This window comes from Pseudomonas sp. PAGU 2196, assembly GCF_022179005.1.
GTDB classification, from domain to species: domain Bacteria; phylum Pseudomonadota; class Gammaproteobacteria; order Pseudomonadales; family Pseudomonadaceae; genus Aquipseudomonas; species Aquipseudomonas kermanshahensis.
In genome coordinates this window covers 93,596-109,325 of the sequence record NZ_BNTL01000022.1, presented here as the reverse complement: position 1 = coordinate 109,325, position 15,730 = coordinate 93,596, and the positions used below count along the sequence as shown (strand labels likewise).

At 59.7% G+C, this 15,730-nt stretch carries 16 protein-coding genes; 10 read left to right on the top strand and 6 right to left on the bottom strand.

The window, feature by feature from the left end:
* Positions 1 to 92: 92 nt before the first annotated feature.
* Positions 93 to 1,184 carry an NADH:flavin oxidoreductase/NADH oxidase gene (gene xenA / locus MFF34_RS19315; protein WP_238215882.1) on the bottom strand — a complete coding sequence of 364 codons (1,092 nt, stop codon included), beginning with the start codon at positions 1,182 to 1,184 and terminating at the stop codon, positions 93 to 95.
* A gap of 49 nt (positions 1,185 to 1,233) precedes the next feature.
* Here xenA and MFF34_RS19310 point away from each other — a divergent pair, with 49 nt between their 5' ends.
* The gene (locus MFF34_RS19310) at positions 1,234 to 1,569 is read left to right on the top strand and encodes a helix-turn-helix transcriptional regulator (protein WP_238215880.1); all 336 of its coding nucleotides are present in this window, start codon (positions 1,234 to 1,236) and stop codon (positions 1,567 to 1,569) included.
* A gap of 117 nt (positions 1,570 to 1,686) precedes the next feature.
* Here MFF34_RS19310 and MFF34_RS19305 read toward each other — a convergent pair whose 3' ends face one another.
* The 3 genes from MFF34_RS19305 to mqo all read right to left on the bottom strand — a co-directional run bounded on the left by MFF34_RS19305 (position 1,687) and on the right by mqo (position 4,822).
* Positions 1,687 to 2,304, bottom strand: coding sequence for a metalloregulator ArsR/SmtB family transcription factor (locus MFF34_RS19305; RefSeq protein ID WP_238215877.1), 618 nt, complete (start codon positions 2,302 to 2,304; stop codon positions 1,687 to 1,689).
* Positions 2,304 to 2,942 carry a hypothetical protein gene (locus tag MFF34_RS19300; RefSeq protein ID WP_238215875.1) on the bottom strand — a complete coding sequence of 213 codons (639 nt, stop codon included), beginning with the start codon at positions 2,940 to 2,942 and terminating at the stop codon, positions 2,304 to 2,306. The genes MFF34_RS19305 and MFF34_RS19300 overlap by 1 nt, the downstream gene beginning before the upstream one ends.
* 242 nt (positions 2,943 to 3,184) lie before the next feature.
* Positions 3,185 to 4,822, bottom strand: coding sequence for a malate dehydrogenase (quinone) (gene mqo / locus MFF34_RS19295; RefSeq protein WP_027594638.1), 1,638 nt, complete (start codon positions 4,820 to 4,822; stop codon positions 3,185 to 3,187).
* A gap of 334 nt (positions 4,823 to 5,156) precedes the next feature.
* Here mqo and MFF34_RS19290 point away from each other — a divergent pair, with 334 nt between their 5' ends.
* The 3 genes from MFF34_RS19290 (at position 5,157) to MFF34_RS19280 (ending at position 9,274) form a co-directional block, all read left to right on the top strand.
* Positions 5,157 to 5,687 (top strand): sigma-70 family RNA polymerase sigma factor, encoded by a 531-nt coding sequence (locus MFF34_RS19290; protein WP_186680966.1) that lies wholly within the window; start codon positions 5,157 to 5,159, stop codon positions 5,685 to 5,687.
* A gap of 4 nt (positions 5,688 to 5,691) precedes the next feature.
* Positions 5,692 to 6,657, top strand: a complete 966-nt coding sequence (locus tag MFF34_RS19285; protein ID WP_238215873.1) for a FecR domain-containing protein — start codon at positions 5,692 to 5,694, stop codon at positions 6,655 to 6,657.
* 175 nt (positions 6,658 to 6,832) lie between these two features.
* Positions 6,833 to 9,274 (top strand): TonB-dependent siderophore receptor, encoded by a 2,442-nt coding sequence (locus tag MFF34_RS19280; protein ID WP_238215872.1) that lies wholly within the window; start codon positions 6,833 to 6,835, stop codon positions 9,272 to 9,274.
* Positions 9,275 to 9,359: 85 nt separating this feature from the next.
* Here the strand turns inward: MFF34_RS19280 and MFF34_RS19275 are convergent, their stop codons facing one another.
* A complete protein-coding gene (locus MFF34_RS19275) occupies positions 9,360 to 9,551 on the bottom strand; it encodes a DUF4223 family protein (RefSeq protein ID WP_027594641.1) in 192 nt (63 codons plus the stop codon).
* Between the two features lie 205 nt (positions 9,552 to 9,756).
* Between MFF34_RS19275 and MFF34_RS19270 the strand changes: the two genes are divergently transcribed.
* Complete coding sequence (locus tag MFF34_RS19270) at positions 9,757 to 10,374, top strand: LysE family transporter (RefSeq protein WP_027594642.1); 618 nt, start codon at positions 9,757 to 9,759, stop codon at positions 10,372 to 10,374.
* 76 nt (positions 10,375 to 10,450) lie between these two features.
* Here MFF34_RS19270 and MFF34_RS19265 read toward each other — a convergent pair whose 3' ends face one another.
* Positions 10,451 to 11,614, bottom strand: a complete 1,164-nt coding sequence (locus MFF34_RS19265) for an ATP-binding protein (RefSeq protein WP_099430200.1) — start codon at positions 11,612 to 11,614, stop codon at positions 10,451 to 10,453.
* A gap of 429 nt (positions 11,615 to 12,043) precedes the next feature.
* Here MFF34_RS19265 and MFF34_RS19260 point away from each other — a divergent pair, with 429 nt between their 5' ends.
* The 5 genes from MFF34_RS19260 (at position 12,044) to MFF34_RS19240 (ending at position 15,180) form a co-directional block, all read left to right on the top strand.
* The gene (locus MFF34_RS19260) at positions 12,044 to 12,307 is read left to right on the top strand and encodes a hypothetical protein (protein WP_238215870.1); all 264 of its coding nucleotides are present in this window, start codon (positions 12,044 to 12,046) and stop codon (positions 12,305 to 12,307) included.
* 108 nt (positions 12,308 to 12,415) lie between these two features.
* Complete coding sequence (locus tag MFF34_RS19255) at positions 12,416 to 12,691, top strand: DUF3077 domain-containing protein (RefSeq protein WP_099430202.1); 276 nt, start codon at positions 12,416 to 12,418, stop codon at positions 12,689 to 12,691.
* Between the two features lie 100 nt (positions 12,692 to 12,791).
* Positions 12,792 to 13,103, top strand: a complete 312-nt coding sequence (locus MFF34_RS19250) for a type II toxin-antitoxin system RelE/ParE family toxin (protein ID WP_238215868.1) — start codon at positions 12,792 to 12,794, stop codon at positions 13,101 to 13,103.
* Entirely contained in the window at positions 13,096 to 13,440 is a 345-nt protein-coding gene (locus MFF34_RS19245; RefSeq protein ID WP_027594645.1) for an addiction module antidote protein, read from the top strand. The genes MFF34_RS19250 and MFF34_RS19245 overlap by 8 nt, the downstream gene beginning before the upstream one ends.
* A 264-nt stretch (positions 13,441 to 13,704) precedes the next feature.
* Positions 13,705 to 15,180 carry a tyrosine-type recombinase/integrase gene (locus MFF34_RS19240; protein WP_238215866.1) on the top strand — a complete coding sequence of 492 codons (1,476 nt, stop codon included), beginning with the start codon at positions 13,705 to 13,707 and terminating at the stop codon, positions 15,178 to 15,180.
* Positions 15,181 to 15,730 lie beyond the last annotated feature (550 nt).

Here is a 15,730-nt window from a genome sequence, read left to right as displayed (position 1 = left end):
AGGTAACTGCCAACCTCAAGGCCAGCGGAGTACCTGTGGGAGCGGGCTTGCCCCGCGAAGAGGCCGGCCCAGGCTACTGAATAATCAGCAACTCAGCGATAACGCTCAAGCCAGTGCGCATAAGGCGCCGGCAAGGTCCACGACGCTTTATCCACCCCCAACTCCTTGGCCGCGAAGTACGCCCAGTGCGGGTCCGCCAGGTGCGCACGCCCTACCGACACCAGGTCGAGCTGATTGGCTTTCAGCGCGCCTTCAGCCAGCTGCGGCGTACCAAAGCCCCACGCCGACGTCACCGGCAGGCCGGCCTCGCGGCGTACGCGCTCGGCAATCGGCCCCATGAACGCCGGGCCCCACGGGATGTTCGTCTCAGGGATGGTGAAGCCGACGCTGACACTCAGCAGGTCCAGGCCACCGGCTTTGAACATCCGGGCCAACTCGATGGACTCGTCCAAGGTCTGCTCATCGCGACCGTCATATTCCAGCACACCAAAGCGGGCGGTCAGCGGCAGGTTCTCCGGCCACACCTCACGCACGGCTGCCAGGGTTTCCAGCAAGAAGCGGCTGCGGTTCTCGAAGCTGCCACCGTAGGTGTCGGTACGCTGGTTGGAATGCTCGGAGAAGAAGCTTTGGCCCAGGTAACCGTGGGCAAAGTGCAGCTCGATCCACTCAAAGCCCGCCTCGCGCGCACGGCGTGCGCCGTCGACGAAGTCCTGCTTGACCCGGGCAATGTCGTCCAAGGTCATTTCGCGCGGTACTTTCGGCAAGTGAGCGCCGAAGGCGATTGCCGAGGGGGCGATGGTCTGCCAGCCGCGGGCATCGTCGGCGGCGATGTGGTCGTCCCCTTCCCACGGGCGGTTGGCGCTGGCCTTGCGCCCGGCATGGGCAATCTGGATGCCCGGCACTGAGCCTGCTGCTTTGATCGCCTGCACCATCGGCACGAACGCCTGGGCATGGGCGTCGCTCCAGATACCGGCGCAGCCGGGGGTAATGCGCCCTTCCGGCGCGACTGCAGTGGCTTCGACCACCACCAGGCCGGCACCACCCCGGGCCAAGCCGGCCAGGTGGACATGGTGCCAATCATTGACCATGCCGTCCTCGGCCATGTACTGGCACATGGGCGGAATGGCGATGCGGTTGCGCAGGGTGACGTCTTTGAGGGTATAGGGTTCGAACAATGCGGACATGAGGGACTCCGGGTTCATCTGAATACGATAGTTCGATCATAATCGAACTATGGCAATAATTGAAAGGCCCGTTATCATGTCGACCATGCGAGCCTACAAACATCCCAACCCTGAAGACCTGATCCTCGAGCGCCTGCTTTACGCCTTGAGCGACCCCGTGCGAATGGAAATCGTGCGCCACTTGGCGGGCGTGGCGGAGGCCAGCTGCGGCGAGCTGGACGGCGGCCGGCCGAAGTCGAGCATGTCGCACCATTTTCGCGTGTTGCGCGATGCGGGGTTGGTGCATACGCGTAATGTCGGCACGACCCACATGAACTCGTTGCGCAGCGAAATGCTCGACGAACGGTTCCCTGGGTTAATGGCGTGTATTCTGCGGCAGCAGTGATTGCTGTGCGGGCCTCGTTGCGGGCAAGCCCGCTCCTACAGGTACAGCATTGCCTTTGAAGTCAGTGAGGACCGTGTGGGAGCGGGCTTGCCCGCGAAGAGGCCCGCACAACCAGCATCAAGTCTGTTCCTTACGCAGTGCAAACCTGCACACCAGCCCTCCCCTCAGCATGCATTCTTCATGGCTGACCTCAGCGCCCCCCAACGCCCCGATCAGCGCCAGGTCCAGCTCGCACACCACGGGGTGCGCCTTGGCCAGGTGATGGAACACGCAATTGTGCGCCACGATCTGCGGCTCCCCGGCTGAGCGAAAGAACACCTCTGCCTCATACCCGGCCGTGTTCATGTGCTGAACGATGCGCGCCTCATCTACCACCTGCCGCTCCAGGTCTGCCGCCAGCTTGCGCCCCAACTGGCGCATCAGCACCTGCAAGGCGTCATGGCCGATGATGCCGGCCACTTCATCGATCAACAGATTGGCCAACAGCGGATACTGCCGCGGGAACAGCTCGCGGGCATGCTCGGTGAGCTGGTGCAGTTGCTCCGGGCGGCGCCCGGTAGGCCGGGTGGCACCACGCATCACCAGGCCGTCACGCTCCAGTGCGGCCAGGTGCTGACGCACCGCGGTACGGGTGATGGCCAGGGCCTGCGCCAGGTCGTCGATGCTCATGCCAGCCGGCTGATGCAGCAATGCATGGAGCAGGTCCTGTTGGGTACGGCCAAGCCCTTCGAGCATCAGAACTTGTCCGGGAACTGCTTGACCAGCGCCGCCGTCAAGGCGTCCGCCAGTGCCAGGATATGCTCGCGCATCATCCCCCAGGTGCGTGCCTCACCGGCATAGTCGCCAGCGGCAAGCTGGTCGATTTGCGCAATATGATGGCCGCCATGGGCGCCGAGCATCGTGATCAGGGTCTGCTCGGGCAGGTTGGGGTTGGCCTTGGCCAGGAACGCTGCAAGCGCCTTGGCGTTACTGGTCAGGTCATCGACAGCGGCCTGCTGGCCTTTTTTGTCCTTGCCCACGGTGGCGTCACTGTAATGCTTGATGGCGCCCCAGTGGCCGGCGAGCAGTTTGAGCAACTGGTCGGCTGCCGTCTGGCCGTACAACGGCGCAATGCTGTTGGCGATGCGGGTGGCATCGGCGACCACTTCGTTGGCAGCGACTGCGGCTTGCTTGGCATTGCCGGCCTGGTTGGCCACGGCGTAGTTGCGAACCCAGAAAATGTGCTCGACCCACAGGTCGCGCAGGGCCAGGCGCGTGGTCAGTGCACCGGCTTGGGCAGGTTTGGCGGCGGGGGTAGCGGTTGCGTAACTCTGGCTCCATGCCGGCTGTGCGAACAGCGCTAGCAGCAGTAAGGCAGCAATCTTGAGGTTCATGACGGCACCCTCCTGGAGGGGATCGACTGACAAGATTAATTTAAGCATCAAAATATGTTTTTATTGGCTGCCGCCAGGGTTTCCGATCAGCGGTTTTCTGTACCGGCCCTTTCGCGGGTGAACCCGCTCCCACAGGTATTGTGCTTAACCCTGTGGGAGCGGGTTCACCCGCGAAGAGGCCGGTACAGGCAATAAAAAAGCCACGAGGTCACCCCCGTGGCTTTCGTTCACAACAGTGTCGCTTACAGCGCCATGTCGTTCTCTGGCTTGCTTTCAACTGCTTTGCCTGGCGCAGCACCGAAATCGACGCTGGCGTCGATCACTGGCGGCTTCTCCAACTGCAGCACTTCAGCGGTGTAGTTCCACTCTTTCTGCGTGGCGGCTGCCGAATCATTCAGCTTGGTACCGTAGCTCGGCACGATCTCTTTGATCTTGGCTTGCCACTCAGGTGTCGCCACCTTCTCTTTGAACACGGTTTCGAGCACGTTCAGCATGATCGGCGCAGCAGTCGAAGCACCTGGCGAGGCACCCAGCAGGCCAGCAATGGTGCGGTCCTCGGAGGCCACGACTTCGGTGCCCAGCTTCAGCACGCCGCCTTTCTCGGCATCACGCTTGATGATTTGCACGCGCTGGCCGGCCTGCCACAGGCGCCAGTCTTCTTTCTTGGCGTTCGGGAAGTAGGTACGCAGGGCTTCGAAGCGGTCGTCGTCAGACAGCATCAGCTGGCCCGCGAGGTACTCCACCAGCGGGTACTGTTCGATACCGACCTTGGTCATCGGCCACACGTTGTGCAGCGTGGTGCTGCCCAGCAGGTCGAGGTACGAGCCGTTCTTCAGGAACTTGGTCGAGAAGGTCGCGAATGGCCCGAACAGGATCACGCGCTTGCCGTCCAGCACGCGGGTGTCCAGGTGCGGTACCGACATGGGTGGCGCGCCGGTCGAGGCGATGCCGTAGGCCTTGGCCATGTGCTGCATGGCAACGGTCGGGTTCTCGGTCACCAGGAACGAGCCGCCCACCGGGAAGCCGGCGTATTCCTTGGCCTCAGGGATGCCCGACTTCTGCAGCAGCTTCAGCGCGCCGCCACCGGCACCGATGAACAGGAACTTGGCGTCGGTGGCCGATTCGGTACCGTCCTTCAGGTTCTTGTACTCGACGTGCCAGGAGCCGTCCTTGTTGCGGGTGATGTCCTGCACTTCGCTGGACAGCTTCAGGTCGAACTTGTCCTGGGTCTTCAGGTGGCCAACGAACTGGCGGGTGATCTCGCCGAAGTTGACGTCGGTGCCGATCGGCGTCCAGGTCACGGCCAGCTTCTGGTTAGGGTCGCGGCCTTCCATCATCAGCGGGACCCACTTGGCGATCTGCGCGTGGTCCTCGGAATACTGCATCGGGCGGAACAGCGGGCTGGCCTGCAGCGCGTCATAACGCTTCTTGAGGAACTTGATGTTGTCATCGCCCCAGACGAAGCTCATGTGCGGGGTGCTGTTGATGAACGAATGCGGGTTCTTCAGCACGCCCTGACGCACCTGCCACGACCAGAACTGGCGGGAGATCTGGAAGGCTTCGTTGATTTCGATGGCCTTGGTGATGTTGACGTTGCCGTCTTTGTCTTCCGGGGTGTAGTTCAGCTCGGCCAGCGCGGAGTGGCCGGTACCGGCGTTGTTCCAGCCGTTGGAGCTTTCTTCGGCGACACCGTCCAGGCGCTCCACCATTTCCATCGACCAGCTCGGCTCCAGCTCGTGCAGCCAGACCGCCAGGGTGGAACTCATGATGCCGCCGCCGACCAGCAGCACGTCGACTTTCTTGGTTTCTACCGCGTGCGCTTGCATGACGCTCGCCGCGACAGCCAGACCCAGCAAGGTCTTGCCAGCTTTCTTGAACATTGATCAATCCCAATGGTTAGCACGTAAGGGAGGCCTAGGCGGGGCCTCGTGTCATTCTGTCCTTCAGCGCGCGCTTGTTATTGATCATTGGAGTCAGCAGCCAAGAGAAACAGTGAACGCCCAGCCGATGGTCGAATTGACCCGCCATCGCTGAAACGTTTTTCCGATTGTATCTGAATTGCCAGCACAAACAAATTGAGGGGCCGCGCGTCAAGGCGACAGGTTGTCCCAGCCACGCGGGAATATTCGACAGCGATTGCAGTATTCTTCCGCCACCCCTACTATTGCGATCATTTCTCATTCGCACCAGTACGCGCTCGCGCCGGATGCCGCCGTGGTTTCGATACCTGAGTTGAACACCTCGATCCATACCCTGTACCACAGCCATTCGCGCTGGTTGCTTGGCTTTTTGTACCGGCGCCTGGGCAGCCGTTGCGATGCTGCCGACCTGGTTCAGGACACGTTCCTGCGCATCCTCAACCGCCCGCGCCAATTCGACGGGGAGCGCGCTGAACGCTCCTACCTGGCCACCATCGCCCGTGGCCTGTGCGTGGACCACTGGCGGCGCCAGCGGCTGGAGCATGCCTGGCTGCAACAGCTGGCGTTGCAGCCCGAAGCCGTGCAGCCCTCCCCCGAGCAGCGAGCGATCATCGTCGAAACCCTGCACGAGGTGGACGCGATGCTGTTGCGCTTGCCCGGCAAGGTGCGCCAGGCGTTTCTGCTGGCACAAATCGATGGCCTGGCCTACCGCGATATCGCCGCGCACATTGGCGTCAGCGAACGCATGATCAAGAAGTACCTGGCGCAGGCCTTTTTGCACTGCGCCATCCTTGAAGCCGAACTCGACGGCGTGCTGGTGGAATGACGCCATGAGCACACCCACACAGAAACTCAGCCACGCCAGTTTGCAGGAAGCCGCGCACTGGTACGTGCAACTGCAGGACGAGGACGCCGGCCCGCAGGTGCACCACCAGTGGCAACACTGGCTCGACCAGCACGGCGACCACCGCGCAGCCTGGCACTACGTGCAACGTGTCGGCCAGCGCTTCGCGCCTTTGCAGGCCGAAGGCACTGCCGCGGGCCGGGCCCTGCGCGAGCACGACCCGCACCGCTTCAGCCGGCGCACCGGGCTCAAGACGTTGCTGGTGCTCGGCGCCAGCTCGCTGCTCGGCTGGCAGGCCTGGCGGGGTGCGCCACTGCCGGGCTGGGGTGCCGACCTTGCCACCGGCATTGGTGAAACCCGGCAAACCCGCCTGGCCGACGGCAGCCAGCTGTGGCTGGGCGCCCAGAGTGCAGTGGACCTGGAGTTCTCTGCGCTGAGCCGCGTGCTCACGTTGCGTTTTGGCGAAATCCTGGTGGAAACCGCCGCCGACCCGCGCCGGCCATTTTTTGTCGACACCGCGCAAGGTCGCATGCAAGCCCTGGGTACCCGTTTTGCGGTGTGCCAGCAGGGCGAGACCACGCGGCTGGACGTGTACGCCGGTGCCGTCGAAGTGTGCACTGCGCAGCGGGCCGAGCGCCTTATTGTCCAGGCCGGGCAGCAGGTGGTCTTCACCGCCCTGGGCATCAGCGCGCCGCGCCCGGCGCAGAGCGCGGGCGAGTCGTGGATTCATCAGCGCCTGAATGCCGAGGACATGCCCCTGGCGCAGCTGTTGCAGACGCTGGGTCGCTATCGCCATGGCCACCTGGGCTGGCACCCGGCGGTGGCGCAGCTGTCGGTGATGGGGGCTTTTCCGCTCAACGATACCGACCGCGCACTCGACCTGCTGCAGGCGGCCCTGCCGGTTCGTGTGCAAAGGCTGACGCCCTGGTGGGTGAGCGTCGAGCCGGCGTGAGGAGTGGGGCTGATCGGTGGTTGCCGATAGGTTTCACAGGCGCTATAAAAACAACGCCATACCCCCCACAATCCTCATGCAAAAAAACCGCACCAACCGGTTCCCTTTTCCCAATCTCGTTCGGTTAACCCCTCACAACCTCCCTCAACTGACCGTATCGACCTCAGGGACCAGCATGCCGACGCCCCTCCACCCCGCCTTTCGCCTGGCGCTTGCCGCCCCGCTTTCCCTTTGTGCCGCTGCACCGCTAATGCTGCCGGCGACCTTGGCGCACGCCGAACAAGCGATCAATGCCGAGACTGCCTTCAACATCGCCCCGGGCTCACTGACCAGCGCCCTCAACCAGTTCAGCAGCCAGGCCGGCATCTACCTGGCCGGCAGCAACGCATTGGCCGCCGGTAAAACCAGCCAGGGCCTGCAAGGCCGCTACAGCGTCACCCAAGGGCTGGCCCGTCTGCTGCAAGGCAGCGGCCTGCGGGCTGTACCGCAAGGCAGCAGCGGCTATGTGCTGCAACCGGTCGAAGACGGCAACGCCTTGCAACTGGATGCCACCGCCATCAACGCCGCCACCCTGGCCGCCAGCAATGGCCAGGGCGACACGGGCTACCGTGCCGTCTCCAGCGCCACGGCCAGCAAGACCAGCAGCGCCCTCGCCGACACCCCGCGCTCGGTCTCGGTGGTGACACGCCAGCGCATGGACGACCAGCAATCGCAGACCCTCACCGAAGTGCTCGGTTATGTACCGGGCATTTTCTCCCCACCCTTTGCCGGCGGTGACGGCCAGGCCGGCGACCTGTTCTTCATCCGTGGCTTCAACGCCACCGACTATGGCTACGGCCTGCTGCGCGATGGCCTGCGGGTGCAAGGCAACCGCTACGACACCAGCAGCGAACCCTATGGCCTCGAGCGCGTGGAAGTGTTCCGCGGCCCGACCTCGATCCTGTACGGCGAAAACGCCCCAGGTGGCGTGGTCAACCTGGTCAGCAAACGGCCGACCGCCGAGGCCCGCGGCGAAGTGCAAATGAGCTATGGCTCGCACAACCGCCGCCAACTGGGTGTCGACGTCTCCGGCCCGTTGAACGATGAAGGCAATGTGCTTGGCCGCCTGGTAATGATGGGCCGCAACGCCGATACCCAGGTCGATCACCAGCCTGATGACCGCCTCTACATCGCCCCGTCGCTGACCCTGAACTTCGACGAGTTCAACAGCCTGACCGTGCTGGCCACCTACCAGCGCGACCGCACCTTGATGGAGCTGGGCTACCCCGCGGCCGGCACCTTGCTGCACAACCCCAACGGCAAGATCGACAAGGACCAGCTGTCCGGCAACCCGGACTGGGACAACTTCGAACGCGAAACCTGGAGCCTGGGCTATGAGTTCAGCCACCGCTTCAACGACACCTGGCAGTTCCGCCAGAACTCGCGCTATATGCAGTCGCGCATCGACCGCCAGGAAATGTGGCCAGGCAACCTCGACAATGGCGGCTTCGGCACCACCCTGAATAACCAGGCCTACGACCGCTATAACAAATCCATCGCCTATTCGCTGGACAACCAGTTCGAAGGCCACTTCGACAGCGGTGCGTTCGAACACACCCTGCTGCTGGGGGCGAGCCTTGACCGCACTTCGTTCAACCAGGACTGGGATGCCGGTAACGGCGGCACCATCAACGTGTTCAACCCGGTCTGGAATGGCAAGCCAAGCACGCCTTTACACGTACAGAACGCCTTACTCGAACAGACCATGTACGGCCTCTACAGCCAGCTGCAAACCAAGGTCGACAACTGGGTGCTGCTGCTCGGCGGGCGCCTGGACCGGGTCAACAGCCAGTTCCGCAACAAGGCCGGCACCCTCAACGCACAAGCCGACATGGACAGCTGGGACAGCGATTTCACCTGGCAGACCGGCGTGATGTACCAGTTCGAAAACGGCCTGTCGCCGTACTTCAGCTATTCCACCGCCTTTGCCCCCACCCAGCAGACCGAGAGCAAGAGTGGCCCGCTGGACCCGACCACCAGCGAACAGTACGAAGTGGGTATCAAGTATGAGCCCAAGGGCTGGAACACTGCCTTTACCGCGTCGGTGTACGACCTGCGCAAGAAGGACGATGTGTTGTTCGACTCAAGCGTCGGGGACTACCGCCAGATCGGCGCCAGCCGCGCCAAGGGTGTGGAACTGGAGCTCAACAGCGACCTGAGCGAAAACCTCAACCTCACCGCGGCCTACACCTACACCGATTCGCGCATAACCAAGGACGTGGCGGGCTCGCTGTATGAAGACCACCAGATGACCGGCGTGCCGCGCAACCAGGCATCGGTGTGGAGCACCTACCGTTTTCGTGACGGGCTGTTGAAGGGGCTGCAGATCGGCGGTGGCGTGCGTCACTTCGACAGCACCTTCGCTTATACCCCGGCGAGCCTGTACGGCAAGCTCGATACCGGTGATGTCACGCTGGTGGATGCCAAGGTGGGGTATACCCTCGACGAACATTGGTCAGTCGAGGTCAATGCCCGCAACCTGTTCGACAAAGAGTACGTAGCAGGCTGCAACAACGCCGGGCGTTGCTACTGGGGTGAAGAGCGGACCTTGCTCGGTACCGTTTCGTTGCGCTGGTGACCCCTTAAACAAAAGACCCCGGCCATCTGCATGACCGGGGTCCTTGGATCACGCCGCAAGCGTCGCGATCAGGGTATCGCCAAGATTACTGCGGCTGAGGCAGTTTATCGATCGGGCCGCAGCCACCGATGACCTTGGAGATGGAAACCGAAGGGTGGAACAGGTAGTCGTACGAGCAGTTCTTCTGCTGGTTGTAGACTTGACCAGTGCAGCCGGACAGCAGGGCAACGCCCGAAACGACAGCAACGGCAACAGTGGCTTTCAACAGCTTTTTCATACTAAGTCCTTTAAATGAATCGTCGGCCATCGTACTGATGGCGCCCGGATCATACAGAACCAAGGCATTGGATCCAAGTCGCACGGGCTGCGATGTAAAAATGCGTCGCATACTTGTAGCATTAATGGACAGTTGAAAAGTAAGCCGTCGGGGAAGATAGTCTGTAGTTCTGCCTTGCACCTGCACTATTACAGGAGTTCCCCCCATGCTGGGTGTTACCGACTACGGCGCCTTCGTCATCGCCTTCATCATCGTCCTGGCCATCCCTGGCCCGGGCAACTTTGCCTTGATCACGGCCACGGGCAAGGGTGGCATCAAGGCCGGCTTGGCGGCGACCTTCGGGGTAATCCTGGGTGACCAGGTGCTGCTGTGGCTGGCCGTGGCCGGCGTTGCCACCTTACTTGCCGCCTACCCTGCCGCCTTCCACGTGGTGCAATGGGCGGGGGCTGCGTACCTGGCCTACCTGGGCCTGCGCATGGTGCTGAGCAAACCCGGCGGCGCCCCGCGTGCAAGCCGCATGGACAACGGCCACTACTTGCGCCAGACGATGATGATCACCTTGCTCAACCCCAAGGCGATCATGTTCTACATGGCGTTTTTCCCGTTGTTCGTCGACCCGGTGAAACACCAGGGTTTGCTGACCTTTGGCTTTCTGGCGGCGACCGTGGCGGTGGTGACGTTCCTGTATGGGCTGATCGCGGTGGTATTGACCCACAAGCTGGCCGAACGCATGCGCGCAAACCCACGGATTGCCAACCTGTTCGAGCGGTTGGCGGGGGTTTGCCTGGTTGGGTTCGGGATCAAGCTGGCGGCGATGCGCTGAGGGTTGTCATTTGGATTCGAGAGAGCCGGGGCTGCTGCGCAGCTCACGGCTAATCGAACTGGGCACTTGCCACCGTTCAACCCTGACGCCGCATGTACTCCGCAAAAAGTGGCACGGTGAAATCCAGGAAACCATGATCGGTACTGTAGGCCATGCCTTTGGAGATAACCTTAGCTCTGGTCGGCCCCAAGGATGATTGGGTTCGACCCAGTGCCTTCGCGATATCACTCACGGCATAGGGCCCATTACCAAGCTCCGACATGGCTTTGACGAATAGCACTTCCCCTGGGGTCAACTGATCTATCCGGACCCTGAAAAAACCTGCATCGAGCAAAGCCAACGTTTCAGAGTATGAATGGACTACATCTTCTAGTGAAATTTCTGGGCCTTCAGCACAGTTCCATGCAGTAGAGGCCCATTCCTGCAAAAAGAACGGATACCCCTTGGTACGGACGACAATCTCCTGTAATGCGGCTTCTGCAATAGATGCCTCCTCGTCCACGATTGGCTTTAGTACTGCTTGTGCGGCAGCTTCTGCATCCAGTGCATTGATTTCGGGATAGAGAAACAGCCGCTCGGCATAAGACTTTGCCTCGCCAGCAAGGCGCGCCACCTGAGGCAGGCCGGCTCCGACCAGTAGCACGGGCAGGCCTTCTTGAGACATACGATGCATCGAAACAATCAATGCCCGCAGGTCCGCCTCTGACAGGTACTGCACCTCATCGATCAGCAATATCCAGCCTTTGCCTGCAGCCTTTGCAGCCCGCCCGATAACGTTGAAGAGGTCTGGCAGATCGTACTGAAGGTTGCCACTGTCGGCCAACCCCGGTTCTGGCTCTACCCCAACCTCCACACCGGCAATATCGATTTTGAAGATAGAGGCAAAACCCCGAAGACCTTTCAGACCTCGATGGGCGATCTGCTTGGCGGCTTCTACAGTCGAGAGTGACCTCATGACCTTACGCATTTCTGGATAAAGCAGACGAGCCAGGCTCTCTTCTTCCGGAGACTCGACTTTAGATACCAGCAAGCCCTCGTCCTCTGCGATTTTCCCGACTTCGTTCAGCAGTACAGTCTTGCCGGTGCCTCTCAAGCCGAGAAGCATCATGGACCTTGCACTGCGGCCATTGACTGCTCGACCACAGGCTATTCGGGCATGCTCCAGCACTACATCCCGCCCAGCCAATTCGGGGGGCCGGCTGCCTGCGCCAGGTGCGAAAGGGTTGCGGTAAGGGTCCATGGGGCCACCTCTCAGATGGAGCTATAGCAATAGATAGCTAAGTCTAGCGAAAATTACTATCTATCAGTAGATTTTGCTATCTGAACCGCCTGATCGGGCGAATCCTATCGCCCTCAGCTTTACGCCCTACAGCTAACCTTCAGTTTTTTCCCCTATCTTGTAGTCCATTTCCCAAACATACTCCCGAGCCGCTCAAACTGTTGCTAGTGCTTGGGTCGCGCTCTAGTCTCGCCGTGTCGTTGCCAATGTAGCGACCGGCTTTGACAGGCTGACGATTACTCCGAACACGTGCGCCGTTATGGCGGCAGTACGTGGGGCACCTTGTGTGCGCCGAGTCTCCGGAGTCCTCGGTCTGTCAACCCGCGTACCGCTGCCACCCTCTTGTTTGACAGCAAGTCTGTAGCAGCACCTCAGACTCTGGAGCTGTATATGCGCAAGATAGTCCCCGATCCGCCCTACCCCCTTGATACCTCTCAAATCCTGCAGGACACCCTGATCCAATCCACAGAGTACGTCCTCTGTGCCCTGTCTGTAGCCCGCCAATCAGTGCAACTCAAGCCCACCTCCCCCAACTCGATCGTGATGCAGGCAGTCATCCACGAGATGGAGGCAGTACAAAGCCTGGTTGAGTCCGCATTGATGCAATTGCAGATGCAGCCGCACATCCCCGCAGCGCCGGGCACGGTGCATTGAGCGTTCGAATAGCTGCGTACCCCTCTCACAGGGCTCTTCTTTATACCTGTGGGAGCGGGTTCACCCGCGAAGAGGCCAGGCCCGCCACTAAAGATTCCAGGGAGTTAAATGACGACTACAGCCACCCCAAAGCCGCCCACCACGGTCGGCCTGACAACGTTCTACCAAGGCGAAAACCAAACCCACCCACTCTTTCGCATCGAGCCAGGCATCTGCTGCCAAAGCGCCCGCGAACAGGCATCCGAGCTGATGGGCTATGTACGCGACATGACCCTGACGGGGTTGATGGAGGGCGATCAGAAGTTGATCTGGGCTTCGCATTACCTGAGCGCGATGGCCAAAGCGCTGCTTGACGATGCGGAGCTGGGGATGATGAAGCATTAGGGACAGGCAACGAAGGCATCGAACCTCTCCGCCAAGGCGCCATCATCAAGATGGCGCCCCACACATCGACAAGGAGTAGCCACTAGGCTACATTTAAAGCATGGCGAACCAAATCGACACAACGCCTGAATTTGACGATTGGCTGGGTGGAATCAAAGACGCGATAGGCAAAGGTGCCGTCAACGGAAGAATGATCCGCGCACAAGGCGGGAATTTTGGTGATACAGAGCCTGTCGGCGATGGTGTCAGCGAAATGCGTGTATTCGTCGGCCCCGGCTATCGCATTTACTACGTGCGTACAGGCACAACCCGCTACCTGATGCTCTACGGCAGTGATAAGACGGCTCAATCCAGAAGCATTAAACGAGCGAAAGAAATTCTTGACGCCCTGCGAGGTAAAAATCATGAGTAACACAGCCCATCACGACGAGATGCCAATCCTCGATCTAGATTTGAGCAATACCAAGCCTTTCGAAGCCTCTCGGTTCCTTGATAGCCCTGAAACCATTGCCGCGTTTCTAGCTGAAGCGATGAAGGCTAACGACGCTCAGGTCTTGATGCACGCAATGGGAGAAGTGGCAAAAGCAAGGGGCGTGAACCAGTTCGCTCAGGATGCCGGGGTAAACCGAGAATCTCTTTATAAAACACTCAAAGGTGGCGACAAGACTCGTTTCGCTACAGTTCAGAAGCTCATGCTTGCCCTGGGAGTGGAGTTAACGGTTAGGCCGCTTGATAAGCATCTAGCGTAAAAGATGCCGCCTAGACCAAGGTGACGTCTTTTATGACGCCGACTAGGCGACCGATGAGGGCGTATTAGAGACCAACGAAAAAGCCCCTGAAAACTCATCGTTTTCAGGGGCTTCATCTACCACATGTATGGCGGAGAGATAGGGACTCACCACACACTACCACCAAGCCCTTTAAACCCGTAATAACGGGGCTTTTAGCTTCAATAGTGGTACAAATGAGTAGTACAATCCGCTGTATGCCTCTCATCCTACAGCGACACCTCCATGTCTGACAATTTGATCCAGAAGAAGGGCGAATCGACGTGGTACGTCCGTCTCGCCGTACCTGCTGACGTGCAGAACGCAATGGGCGGGGCGAAAGTCCTGATCCAGTCGCTGAAAACTGGCCTTCGCTCCGAAGCGATGGTTCGACGCCTCTCTGTTCTCGCTGGGTGGAAGTCCCAAATCAAGGCCGCACGCGACAAGCGAAGCAACCGTGGTGATGGCTGGAAGGAGCGTATTGCGGAGGATGCACAGGACTTTAGCCAAATCATCCGCCAACTCAAGATTGATACGGCACTAGGTGAGTCGAAGTTAATGCCGCTCGACATTGATCCAGCAGACCTAGAACAGTTACGCCGATTTGTGTTCAACGATTCTCAAAGCGGCCTACGTCGCCAAGCAGCAGCAGAAGCAGCATATGCGAAGCAGGGGCTGGACAGGGAATTGGCACTCAACGACCTCGCTCACAACGCTCTGATCGAAACCTTGGGCGACCTTATTGCTTACAAAAACGACTTCTCGGCGGAGGAAAAGGAAGAGATGCAAGCCATCTTCACCGACCCCACTGCCTACAAGGTCAAGTCACCGATCACTAAGCAACGCATCGCAACCTTCCGCCAGTATCGAGAAACTCGGAACGTCGCCACCAAGACGATTGATCAGCAGCAGTCGAAGCTTGAGAAGTTATCGGCGTATCTCGCCAAGGAGGGTCGCCAACTCGATTTCGACGCTGTTTCGGCGTGGCTCGACTCGCTAAAACTGGCGAGCAAGACTCTTGCCCAATACTTGTTGGCCGGTAACGTGTTCTGGAAATGGGCAATGAAGCATGACGCACGTTGGCGAGACGATTTCAAAGACAAGGCCAACCCCTTCGAAAACCATGAGCTGCCACAGATACGGGGCAAGGAACGTGCAGACCGCCAAAGGAAGGACTTCCAACCAAGCGAAATTGCAGCGTTGCATGACGCAGCCCTGAACACTGGGCTTACATCTCTGGCTGACTTGATCCTGCTCGGTGCATATACCGGCGCCAGGATCGAGGAGCTTTGCCAGTTGAGGACTGAGCATCTGATCAATCCAGACGGCATCGACTGCTTTGATATCGTGGACTCCAAGACCGCAGCAGGTATTCGAGTCGTGCCCATCCACCCTGCTCTCAGAGCCGTTGTGGAGCGTTTGAGGACCGACTCGAAGGATGGTTTCCTGATCCCCTCGGACAGTAGGAACAAGTACGGTATACGATCTGACGCGCTCTCAAAGGCGTTCGGCAGACTCAAAGAGACGCAAGGTTACGGCCCTCAACATGTCTTCCATTCGATTCGCAAAACTGTGATTACCCAGTTAGTCAGAGCAGGCGTGCAAGGAACCCTGATTGCCGAACTGGTAGGCCATGAAACGGGAACGGTGACATTTGACGTTTACTCGCAAGGCGCTTCATCCGCACAAAAGCTTGAGGCAATTTCCAAACTTGTGCTCTGACAGGACAACGAATAGAACACCACGCCAAGCCAAACCACACTCGCACGCAAATTGCAACTAGATGTTGACAGTCGAGAGACTAATGTGCGAGTATACAAACCTGCCCAGTAAGCAGACTTACAACTTCGAAGCCTCCACCGCAACCACTGCTCATCCAGTGCCTTGTATGGGGGCTTCGTCTTGTCTGGGATTTATCAAACTAAACCGGCACAACCCGAGAGGAACTGCCCATGTAATGAACTTGAAGAGGAGAATGACCAATGGCATACGAGTGCCCAGCTTTTACTGTATCCCCCTTCCTTAACGTCGATGGGCTGCTGATCAGTCCGACAACCGGCGAAATCTTCGGCTACGATGAAAAGCCTTCTGTCTTCAGCGAACGCCCTGACTACAAGCCACCACTTAGCGGGTGTCGGAGCACTGACGACCTAGAGCAGCACCTTAAACACGTTGATCGACGTAAGCTGCCACCCCATTCACTGCACTCCCTGACTACAGCGCAGGACCAGGCTCATGGTGTATGGCGCCGGACAGGCGTGGACTGTCGTAT

What these genes read in the sequence shown, in the direction of transcription:
- xenA (WP_238215882.1), bottom strand. Translation starts at nt 1,184, where the DNA reads ATGTCCGCATTGTTCGAACCCTATACCCTCAAAGACGTCACCCTGCGC.
- MFF34_RS19310 (WP_238215880.1), top strand. Translation starts at nt 1,234, where the DNA reads ATGGCAATAATTGAAAGGCCCGTTATCATGTCGACCATGCGAGCCTAC.
- MFF34_RS19305 (WP_238215877.1), bottom strand. Translation starts at nt 2,304, where the DNA reads ATGCTCGAAGGGCTTGGCCGTACCCAACAGGACCTGCTCCATGCATTG.
- MFF34_RS19300 (WP_238215875.1), bottom strand. Translation starts at nt 2,942, where the DNA reads ATGAACCTCAAGATTGCTGCCTTACTGCTGCTAGCGCTGTTCGCACAG.
- mqo (WP_027594638.1), bottom strand. Translation starts at nt 4,822, where the DNA reads ATGTTCAAGAAAGCTGGCAAGACCTTGCTGGGTCTGGCTGTCGCGGCG.
- MFF34_RS19285 (WP_238215873.1), top strand. Translation starts at nt 5,692, where the DNA reads ATGAGCACACCCACACAGAAACTCAGCCACGCCAGTTTGCAGGAAGCC.
- MFF34_RS19280 (WP_238215872.1), top strand. Translation starts at nt 6,833, where the DNA reads ATGCCGACGCCCCTCCACCCCGCCTTTCGCCTGGCGCTTGCCGCCCCG.
- MFF34_RS19275 (WP_027594641.1), bottom strand. Translation starts at nt 9,551, where the DNA reads ATGAAAAAGCTGTTGAAAGCCACTGTTGCCGTTGCTGTCGTTTCGGGC.
- MFF34_RS19270 (WP_027594642.1), top strand. Translation starts at nt 9,757, where the DNA reads ATGCTGGGTGTTACCGACTACGGCGCCTTCGTCATCGCCTTCATCATC.
- MFF34_RS19265 (WP_099430200.1), bottom strand. Translation starts at nt 11,614, where the DNA reads ATGGACCCTTACCGCAACCCTTTCGCACCTGGCGCAGGCAGCCGGCCC.
- MFF34_RS19260 (WP_238215870.1), top strand. Translation starts at nt 12,044, where the DNA reads ATGCGCAAGATAGTCCCCGATCCGCCCTACCCCCTTGATACCTCTCAA.
- MFF34_RS19255 (WP_099430202.1), top strand. Translation starts at nt 12,416, where the DNA reads ATGACGACTACAGCCACCCCAAAGCCGCCCACCACGGTCGGCCTGACA.
- MFF34_RS19250 (WP_238215868.1), top strand. Translation starts at nt 12,792, where the DNA reads ATGGCGAACCAAATCGACACAACGCCTGAATTTGACGATTGGCTGGGT.
- MFF34_RS19245 (WP_027594645.1), top strand. Translation starts at nt 13,096, where the DNA reads ATGAGTAACACAGCCCATCACGACGAGATGCCAATCCTCGATCTAGAT.
- MFF34_RS19240 (WP_238215866.1), top strand. Translation starts at nt 13,705, where the DNA reads ATGTCTGACAATTTGATCCAGAAGAAGGGCGAATCGACGTGGTACGTC.